The 9,076-nt window shown below is 50.2% G+C and carries 6 protein-coding genes; 1 reads left to right on the plus strand and 5 read right to left on the minus strand.

Annotation, left to right across the window (positions count from 1 at the left end; genetic code table 11):
- Positions 1–11 precede the first annotated feature (11 nt).
- Both SH451x_RS15180 and SH451x_RS15185 read right to left on the minus strand, forming a co-directional pair.
- Positions 12–1,649 carry a hypothetical protein gene (locus tag SH451x_RS15180; protein ID WP_479357833.1) on the minus strand — a complete coding sequence of 546 codons (1,638 nt, stop codon included), beginning with the start codon at positions 1,647–1,649 and terminating at the stop codon, positions 12–14.
- 212 nt (positions 1,650–1,861) lie between these two features.
- Positions 1,862–2,995: an acyl-CoA synthetase family protein gene (locus tag SH451x_RS15185; RefSeq protein ID WP_479357834.1), complete on the minus strand. Its 1,134-nt coding sequence runs from the start codon at positions 2,993–2,995 to the stop codon at positions 1,862–1,864.
- A gap of 286 nt (positions 2,996–3,281) precedes the next feature.
- Between SH451x_RS15185 and SH451x_RS15190 the strand changes: the two genes are divergently transcribed.
- Entirely contained in the window at positions 3,282–4,043 is a 762-nt protein-coding gene (locus SH451x_RS15190; protein WP_479357835.1) for a Bax inhibitor-1/YccA family protein, read from the plus strand.
- A gap of 112 nt (positions 4,044–4,155) precedes the next feature.
- Here the strand turns inward: SH451x_RS15190 and SH451x_RS15195 are convergent, their stop codons facing one another.
- From SH451x_RS15195 to SH451x_RS15205, 3 genes are read right to left on the minus strand one after another with little or no spacing between them, the layout of a single operon-like run.
- Positions 4,156–6,309: a site-2 protease family protein gene (locus tag SH451x_RS15195; RefSeq protein WP_479357836.1), complete on the minus strand. Its 2,154-nt coding sequence runs from the start codon at positions 6,307–6,309 to the stop codon at positions 4,156–4,158.
- Positions 6,310–6,331: 22 nt separating this feature from the next.
- Positions 6,332–7,807 (minus strand): efflux RND transporter periplasmic adaptor subunit, encoded by a 1,476-nt coding sequence (locus SH451x_RS15200; RefSeq protein WP_479357837.1) that lies wholly within the window; start codon positions 7,805–7,807, stop codon positions 6,332–6,334.
- Positions 7,808–7,809: 2 nt separating this feature from the next.
- Positions 7,810–8,649, minus strand: a complete 840-nt coding sequence (locus SH451x_RS15205; protein WP_479357838.1) for an efflux RND transporter periplasmic adaptor subunit — start codon at positions 8,647–8,649, stop codon at positions 7,810–7,812.
- Positions 8,650–9,076 lie beyond the last annotated feature (427 nt).

Consider the following 9,076-nt stretch of genomic DNA (forward strand, 5'->3'; position numbering starts at 1 on the left):
CGAAGCTATCTTTACTCGTTTTTCCGGATTGAATCCATATACTCGCGCGAGACATCTCGTTCTCGCTTGGGTAAAATTGCCTGCTCGATCGGATCGGGCTCTTCAATTTCTGCCGACAGGATTGCATCGCGAACATCCATCTGAGTCGGAGTCTTCTTGTTTTCACCGCCAACAGTCCCTCCGAAAGCAGTTTCGCCCTTTTGCAGATTCCCACGAACTTGTGAGTCGTAGTCTGATGTATCGTCGGCTGACTCATCTCGCTTGCCACCGCCACGACCGAAGCCTTTAGCGAAATCTTTAAAGCCACTTTGGTTACTCTTGCTCATGCATTCGGCGCATCCTTCGCCGCTGCACTGGGTGCAGCTGGACGCTCTCTTGGAGTTGTTCAGCCCCTCTTGCAACTCCTGAAGCTTCTCGGACTGCTTGCGATTTTGTGCCATCTTGCCGAGCTTATCCTTCATTTCGCCCAAGCTTTTGTTAGTGCTTGCTTGGTCACCTTTCTTGAGGCTTTCGGCTGCACTGGCCAGTGATTCCGCCATCTCAGCCATTGCCTTTACATCAGCGTCAGCTTGTTGCATTTTGTTCAGCTTCTCAGATAATTCAGCCGCTTTTTCCGAGTCGCCCGATTCTTCGGCCTTCTTGATTTGTTCTTCCAATTGTTTCTTTTGCTGCTCGTGCTCCTTGGCGGCTTCTTCCAACGCTTTGCTCATCTGCTCAAGCTGTTCGGCCAGCTTCTCTTGATCTGCCTTTGTAAGCTCGCCCTTTTCTAACTTCTCCATCATTTGCTGAACCTGTTCGCCAGCTTCTTCCATGTCGCCATCCTTCATCGATTCAGCTAGTTTTTCGGCAGGCCCATCGTCTAATTTCTTTAGCCCCGCCAACTGCTTTTTGAGCGATTCACCCGTCCCCATTTCTTGCCGCTTCTGCTCCAGTCGGTCCTGCATCTTTTTCAGTTCTGCAAGCATCTGCTTTTCTTGCTTGGGCGGATTGGATCTTAAATCTTCAAGCTTGCTCTCTAGATTCTTGAAGAAGTCAGCGTCCTCTAACTTATCCTTTTCAGCCGCTTCACGTTGCTTTCTAACTTGCTTAAGTAGCGTCTCGGTACTGTTCTTAACCTGCTCGACAGTAATATTTTGTTCTAACGCCGTTTTCGCAGCTATGTCGGCTGGATCAGCGAACAGAAAGGAGAGGGCTATTACCAATGTTGGCACCAGCGTGTAAGCCCAGTGCGTATTCAACTTAATTGGAAACGAGTCTCGAACATCTAACCGTTGAGTCTTGCGACGTGTATCGTCGACCAACGCTTGCCCCATCGGCGATTGACGTAGTTCTGGAGTCAACTGCTCAAGCGTGCTGAGTCGTTCTCTCAAGTTCATCCGTTTGTCGACCGCTGTCGCAGAGGCAACACGATTCGGACGACGAAGGATAGTGATGACAGCCGAGACGACCAAGGCCAAGCCGCACGCTAGCGCACTCCAAAAGATTACCCAAGGCGAAAATTCGTACGGCAAGTCAACGAATTTAGCCGCGACGACCGCAATGGCCGCGATGCCCAAACACCATAACAACGCGCGGCCCAGTACATCCAAAAACTTTTGAACGAACAGCCTTCGTTGAGCAACTCGGATCGGCTTTTCTAAACTATCCACGGCCTGCCTCGTTTTCAGTTTGGACGCATTGTTAGCCTGCACCAACCTTGGTAGCTCGCCCGATGCAAAGCGACTGACGGCCAGTTCAACTGCCCCGATTTTCGCAGTCCGCCACGCTCAATGCAATCGAACAGCACTAAAAAGTCGATCTTTTCTCTGAGTTCTGCCCGGCGCGGCCATGACAGAACCACCCATTCTACCGCGAAGCGGTCCTAATATACGCCGACCGTGGTTCCACCAGAGATCGCATGATAAGGGCGCACACCGCTGATCCCATCCCACGGATACTTAACGTATGGCTTTTCTCGTTCCCCTTCGTCACGTTCGAGGAAACCAGGGACAAAGAATTCTTTCGTCATCGTATAGAGCTTGGCACGCCCTGTTTCGCCGTAACCAACAATTTGATTGGCATCTTCAAAATCGACGACTTCAACCACAGCACGTGGCTCAGGAGCATAGTAAGCGATCGTGTAGTCAGGCCCTTTGAGCGGTCGCGAGCACGCCAGACCCATCAAAGTGTTACCGTAGGTCGGAGTCATGTAGACACCACTCTCGTCAGTCGGACCGCCCAACAACTCTTCAACCGCAAAACGAGTCCACTGCGGAGTAAACTCGGTACCGCCAGAGAAAATCCCAGTTATGCCGACTTCCTGAATACTTGTCCCCTTCTCAGCGAGTCCATACGCCAAAGACTCTAGCAACTTTGGCGTGGTAAACATGCACTTAATATCGTGATTAGCCGTCAAGACCGTAATGGCTTGGTCAATACAATGCTTCTTGTACTCCTCCAAGTGCTCCATCCAGCCTTTTTTGATCAGCTTGACAACCCACCGAGGATCGAGGTCGATGCAAAAACATATGCCGCCCCGGAACTGGCAAAGGTGTTCAACCGCAAGACGCAGGCGACGCGGTCCAGACGGTCCCAGCATCAACCAATTAGAGCCCTTCGGAAAATACTCGTCAGGCAATGTGGCACTAAAGTTTTCATAATCAATGCGGAAGTCATCAATTACCATGCGGCTCTTGGGTATTCCCGTTGTTCCACCTGTTTCGAAAACGTAAGTTGGCTTCCCCGCCATTCCTTTGGGTATCCAGCGATTGATCGGACCACCCCGTAACCAATCGTCTTCGAATAGCGGGAACTTTTTCAAATCGTCAAAACACTTGACCTCTTTCAACGGGTCAAATTTCAGTTCGCTTTTCTTTCCAAGCCAAAATGGGGAGCCCGTTTCCTCCGAGAAATGCCACTGAACCGTTTCAACAGTATGCTCGTCAAGCTTACTTTTCGCGTCATCGATTGCCGCTTGAGACGCAATTTCAAAGGATGGGGCAGTGGAGCTGCTCATGTTTCGTGTCTGGTCCTGCAAAGGTGAGGTGGGATTCGAAAATGCTGACGGATTTACCGAGTGCTGAATACTATAGCAAATCGTAAAATTTCCAGCAGTTGGGAATGCGATTTAGACGATAGCGAAGCTAGAAAGGCGTTTTTTCTCCCGCAAACGTTAATTTTGGGAAAACTATTGATTTCAAGCTTGTACAAATACCCACTTGGCAGTTTACAATATTCGAGTAAGATTCCCCACCCCTATCGCCACCACAAATGTGAGATTCATGATGAACCGGCGGTATGAAATGGATTTGTTTATTCCTCTCGGACAACAGTATATGGACGCCACCAATCCTTACGCCCAACAAGGGCAGCGGGATTTTGCAGCGTTTGCTACGCACAGCGAACGCACTACCTTCCTTCGACAGACATACCTCCACCTGTCGGTCGCCATCCTCACTTTTATCGGTTTACTGGCCGGTTTAACTCAGATGGTTACGCCCGAGCGAGTACTCGAGCAAGTCGAACCGCTAGGCGGCGCCCTATGGATCGCCGTCCTCGCAATGTTCGTACTATCGAGCTGCATTGCTCGGTACATTGCGGCCAAGAACCCATCGCGCGTCATTCAATACGGGACACTGGCGACTTACGTCCTTGTCTCCGCCTTGCTGCTATGGCCACTGATTGCAAAGGCCCTCGTAATAGACCCCGACATGCCACGCACAGTCGCCATTGCCACACTTATAATTTTCGGTGGCATGACCTTATTCGGCTATGCAACTAACCATGACTATACTTGGTTAGGGTACTACCTGATGTTGGGGGGATTGGCTCTCGCAGCGTTCGTCGTGCTCGGCGCTTTCTCACAGTCTGGCTTCGGTCCAGGACTCTGGATTTCTGTCGGACTGATCGTCGTTGCGGCATTGTTTATCTTGTACGACACTTCCAATATTCTGCATCAGTATCGAACGGACCAACACATAGCCGCTTCGCTATCGCTCTTCGCTGCCGTGTCGCTGCTCGTGTGGCACTTCTTGCGTGTAACTCTATTCTTTCGCGAAGACTAGCGGCTTTTCCCAAATTTTGTTTGAGAGACAAAACGCTGGGTATCAGCTGTCGGAACCACGCCAAGGTGGAGTCACAAAACTGGCCGGAGCCTCTGTACAATGTTGCAACGATCTATTGATGCTGCGCCGCAAAGGAACGAAGCCAAGTGCGGCCCAACAACCAGATCTGGCTAAATAGAGTTTCGTTCCTATCTTTTACGCGGCACATACAACGCTGACCAACCCGGACATACTTCGCCGCATTTTCACCCAAGGACACTCTGGCTGAAAATCGCGATTCGTCAGCTAGCAGTCGTTCGTCGGATTGGTCAGACTCCAAACGCACGGGAACGGGACCGCCATAAATAGCGGCAAACATCGGATCTTTTACTTCATCTGAAGCTCTGGGCGACACCTTTTGTAAGGTTCCATGCACTACTTCGCCGCGAATCGTTCGGATTTCAATTCCATCAAAGTTTTCGGCAGCCCCCGAATTTTTATTTAGAAGGCGATTGAAGGGAGAGATATCCTCTTGTCGTATTGAGAGTTCTACCTCAAGGTCCGAGGAACTGTTAATAGTGCCCAGGATATCTTGTTCTGTTAGCTGGAAGCCAATCCTCCGACCGGCCGTTTTGGACAGAAATATGCCTGTCGCACCAGCTCGAACCACTAATCCAGCTTCCTGCTTCTCGAGTACATGCAATTGTTTTGCGAGCGAATCACGACGAGCAATTTCTGCTTGCATCTCTCCCAACTTTCGCTGAGCAGCCAGCGTCGCAGAACGCTCGTTTGCGCTTGCGAATTCCAATCGTGCAAGCGCTAACTCGTCTTTCAACTTTGGGTTCAGCAGCGTCGCTAGCGCTTGCCCGGATTCCACACAATCTCCGTCCTTTACGAAGATCTCCACTAAGACTCCGCTCGACTCGGGTCTGACTTCGATAGGATCGATGTATGTTACGACACCTGGAACGTAACGAACAAACGGTGAGGGAAGTACTGTTGCTGCGAGCGCTAAAATTGATAGCCCAGTAGCGATGAATGCAACCTTTTTCCAACATAGTCGAAACGGCGGTCTTGCAGGATTTGCAGGGCTCTTGATGGCGTAAATCCAAGGGGCTACGAACCACAGATACGCAGCTAATCCGACTACAAGCCAGCCGATACCCTGCCATACGGAGACCGCCCCCCAGGCAATTCCACCCAGCAGAAGAAAGCGGTAGACCGTGGTCGCAAAGCCGTACAATGCTAACCCTAAATGACCCTGGATCAGAATGCTGTCGCGCGAAAGGAAGGATTTGAATCGGGATGTTAACGCGTTCTGGGCGTCTGCCCACAAGTTTGGTCTCTCCAACAGATCGCTGGCGACGTAATAGCCATCGTATCGCATCAGAGGATTCGCGTTAAAGGCTAACGTTGTGATGGTACCGAGCGTCGCTAACGAGATGCAGGCGTATTGGATCGACGGATAGGTCGTAAAGCAACAAACGATAATCGCAGCTGCGCCAACTACAATCTCTGCCCACATGCCGGCGATCGAACAAAGGATACGATCAACACGCCTGTCAGTTCGCCAGACATCCGTGACGTCAACATACGGGATCGGCGCAAAACAAAAGAACGTTATGCCAGCTTGCCGAACTGCCCCACCAATGCGAATTGCGACCGCAGCATGCCCAACTTCGTGAACTGATTTAAGCACAACCCATGCAAACAACCACCAATACTTGCTCTCTGGAACAAATAGCTTGGCTGATAGACTCGTCACAAATTGCCAATTTGCTGCCGCAACGCCGATCGCAATCGCCAGTAGAACTATCGTCAAGACTACCGTCCAGAGCCCCATACACATGGCTACACTCGACAGTAGCCGCTGAATTACGTCGCCACTCAAGAGCGGTATGCGAATCGAAAACGGATCAAATTTCTTGGGTTTGGTCGAGGGCGGCGCGACACCAGCTGCTTCACTCCCACGTGAGCTGTTCGATTCGCTGATTGCAGGTTCGGCTACTGCAACTTTTTCTGCAATACGATTTTGCATCAGCCACTGCAGGCAATTCTCGAAAAACGGTTGCGACCAGTGCAGTTCAGGTGCTGATAGCATGGCGGTCTTGGCCGCTTCGCTAACATCGCGTTGCCCGTCTAGCGCAGATGCAAAGAGATACTCGCGACGTCCAATGCGTAAGAACCGGTCGGTTGACCGATCTTCCACGACGTACCGCAACCGACTCGCTTTACCCGTCGGTACGAATTTTATTCCTCTGCGCAGTTTGAGTGTCGAGTCAGCCATCGTTTGCTCAGTCCCTCTGGAGCTACCAGACCCAAAGGTTCGTCAGCCATTCGTATGGCTGCTGGAACAGTTGCCGTGCGATCGACCGGTTGCCTGCGACTAATTTGGCTTTTGCTTTCAGACCTGGCCGCAACTTTTCATCGAAAGTTGGTAGGCCTACATCGGCGTAAAATATGCACTTTGAATCGACCACTGTTGCTCGAGGTTCAATGCGTTGAATCGTTCCACGTATTGCTTCAGATCCGTTCATATCAGACTGAATGATAACCTGCGTACCAACTCCGACCCGACCGATATCGCGAGGCTCTAGCTCAACCTCTGCAATTAAAGTCTTTAGATCGCTGATTTCGAAAAGACTCTCACCGGATTCAACCGGTTTCCCTTCGCTTCCCAGCCAATCTCCTTGGATGACAAGTCCCGCAATCGGGCTTCGAATCTCAAGCTGGCCAAGCCGTTCTTCGATTGAAGCGATCTTCAGCTCCGCTTGCTGTTGCTCCAACTGCGCGATACGAAGCTCTCCGCCAATCCTGCTTGCTAATGCGATGTCACGTCGTTTTGAAGCAGCTTGATAGTCAGCTTCAGCCACTGCCAAATCGCGGCGGAGTTGTTTGTCATCCAAGAAAGCTAGTAATTGCCCTTGCTCAACGCGTTCCCCCGTGCGCACCAACGTAGTTTTTAAAATCCCGTCCACGGGAGCTGACACGTAATGTCGAAACGCAGGCTCAAATTTGCAATCGCGAGTAGGCCGATATGGTACAGGATATAAGAGTATGACCCCGAGCAATATGGCGCACGCCCAGATCCAATATCGAGTACTGATTGTGGCCAACCATTTGGAACGGCTTCGTGTTTTAATTCCAGTTTGACAGAATCTCCAGATTGAAAATTGTTCAGCCACCGAGCGGAATTCGGTTGGAAATTCTTGAAGGACTGCCGCGGCTCTTTCAACGGAATCGGTTTGGGACGCCAGCAAAATCATGACTAGGCTGCGAGCCTGATGTGGAGGCGTTGTAACGAACGCATAAACAGTTGCACCAGCGCGCTCGCTCGACACGTCGTTCGCCAAAGCGCTCGCAGCTGACTTACCGGGAACGAAAACCGAGCTTAGCGGAAGACTGCTCGCGCTTGCGTCAACAACAAGTCGCACTAGTTCTTTGGTACTCAGCGAGGGCGGTCCTCCATTGAGGCCTGTGGCTGCAACTACTTTCGGACCTCCGAATCGAATCTGAAACAGATGCACTTCCGAACGATAGCGAGCTGATATCTCGACAACTTGATCTTGTATAAAACGCGCTTGCCAAATGCGCTGAACGTAATCGGTCTGCAACTGAGTTTGGCGCATGGCCCCAGAAATCGCCGTCAACGAATCAGGTTTGCTCGAGGAATTCTCGCTTTCCGCTAAACTGCTGTGCTCGATGGATTCCGAGAGGCAATCAATAGTTTGCGACAAACCATCGAGTCGAGCATTCAAATCGTTTGCTAATAGTGATCCCGACATAGCTAGTCAGACCCTGCACGACTGCATCGTGAGCAACGAATCGATTCATCGGCGTTGTCGATAACAACGGTGACCATAAACCAACCGCTTTCGGGATCAGCAACTGGGGGAATGAACTCGATTTCGCCGTCCGTCACTCGTCCATCGGAAAGCTTGACTTTCATCGTTGAGCGTTTGTTCAAACGTACCACTTCAACTTCGGACATCGGAAATGTAGCTTTGAGCTTTGAGATATCATGCATGCGCACAATGCTAGGCGAATGCGACGCGACGAACTCGCCAACTTCCTTTTGTATCTCGACGACGATTCCATCGATCGGTGACCTAACAAAGGTTTGTTCCAGCATGTGCTGGAGTCGGGCTACTTGTAGCCCCTGAATCTCAATGCTTTCCTGCTCGCTACGCAGCCTTGCTTGCGTGATCTCCAGATCGCTTTGTGCGCGTTGGAGCTCTTGGAGGTTTGCTTTCCCAGTTTCAAATAACTCAGAAAGTGTTTCAATCTTTTGAAGCTGCAGCTTTAGTTCGACTTCGATTTGTTCTAATTTCCCCCTGGAATTGAATTCAGCCTTTGCAATTTCGAGCTGATTTTCAAAGTCCTGCCCCTCTAAAACAGCTATTACATCACCCATTTTCAATCGCATACCCGGTTTGACTCGCAGTTCGCGAAGAATTGCAAAATCGGCGGAAGCGACGTCGATCTCTCGGATTGGTTGTAACACACCTTCGAACACACCTTCCCCCGCACCGCTGTTTAAAGCAGTTTGCGAATATCCTTTCGAAGGTAGTACAACAAGCATGATTATGGCTAGTACCATCATCACGCCTGATTGATGCTTAAACATTGGCAACCGAAAACGGTCTATCGTGTGGAAATTAGTCTTAGGGATGAACAAGTAATAAACACACCAATTGGCATATTTTAAACTCGTCGAAGACTACCGCGAGAAAACTAAGCAAGTAGAAGGATTGCGAAGATAAGTTGCGGGAAACCTTTAGGAGGTTTTAATTTCTAATGATTTTAACGAATATTCGACTCGTTTGAATATCGTTCTTCCGAAAGTTAGGTAGAGCCCAAAAGCGTCACATCTGTACAGCAACAGATTATAAAACAAGCTCAACAGTCGCGCCGGAGCTATTTTAAGAACATCGAGAAAATTTTCGGGACTGCCGCCATCGCTAAAAGCCTCCTAAACCGAACGCCTTTGCCAAACGTCTTGGGCATACTGATCGAATAGTCCGACCTCTTAGGAAAAGTCGACCGACATTTAG

This window comes from Njordella aestuarii (assembly GCF_056494165.1).

Bases quoted from the DNA above. Each gene is read 5' to 3' on its own strand.
- SH451x_RS15200 (WP_479357837.1), bottom strand. From the start codon at position 7,807: ATGTCGGGATCACTATTAGCAAACGATTTGAATGCTCGACTCGATGGT.
- SH451x_RS15205 (WP_479357838.1), bottom strand. From the start codon at position 8,649: ATGTTTAAGCATCAATCAGGCGTGATGATGGTACTAGCCATAATCATG.
- SH451x_RS15185 (WP_479357834.1), bottom strand. From the start codon at position 2,995: ATGAGCAGCTCCACTGCCCCATCCTTTGAAATTGCGTCTCAAGCGGCA.
- SH451x_RS15190 (WP_479357835.1), top strand. From the start codon at position 3,282: ATGGATTTGTTTATTCCTCTCGGACAACAGTATATGGACGCCACCAAT.
- SH451x_RS15195 (WP_479357836.1), bottom strand. From the start codon at position 6,309: ATGGCTGACTCGACACTCAAACTGCGCAGAGGAATAAAATTCGTACCG.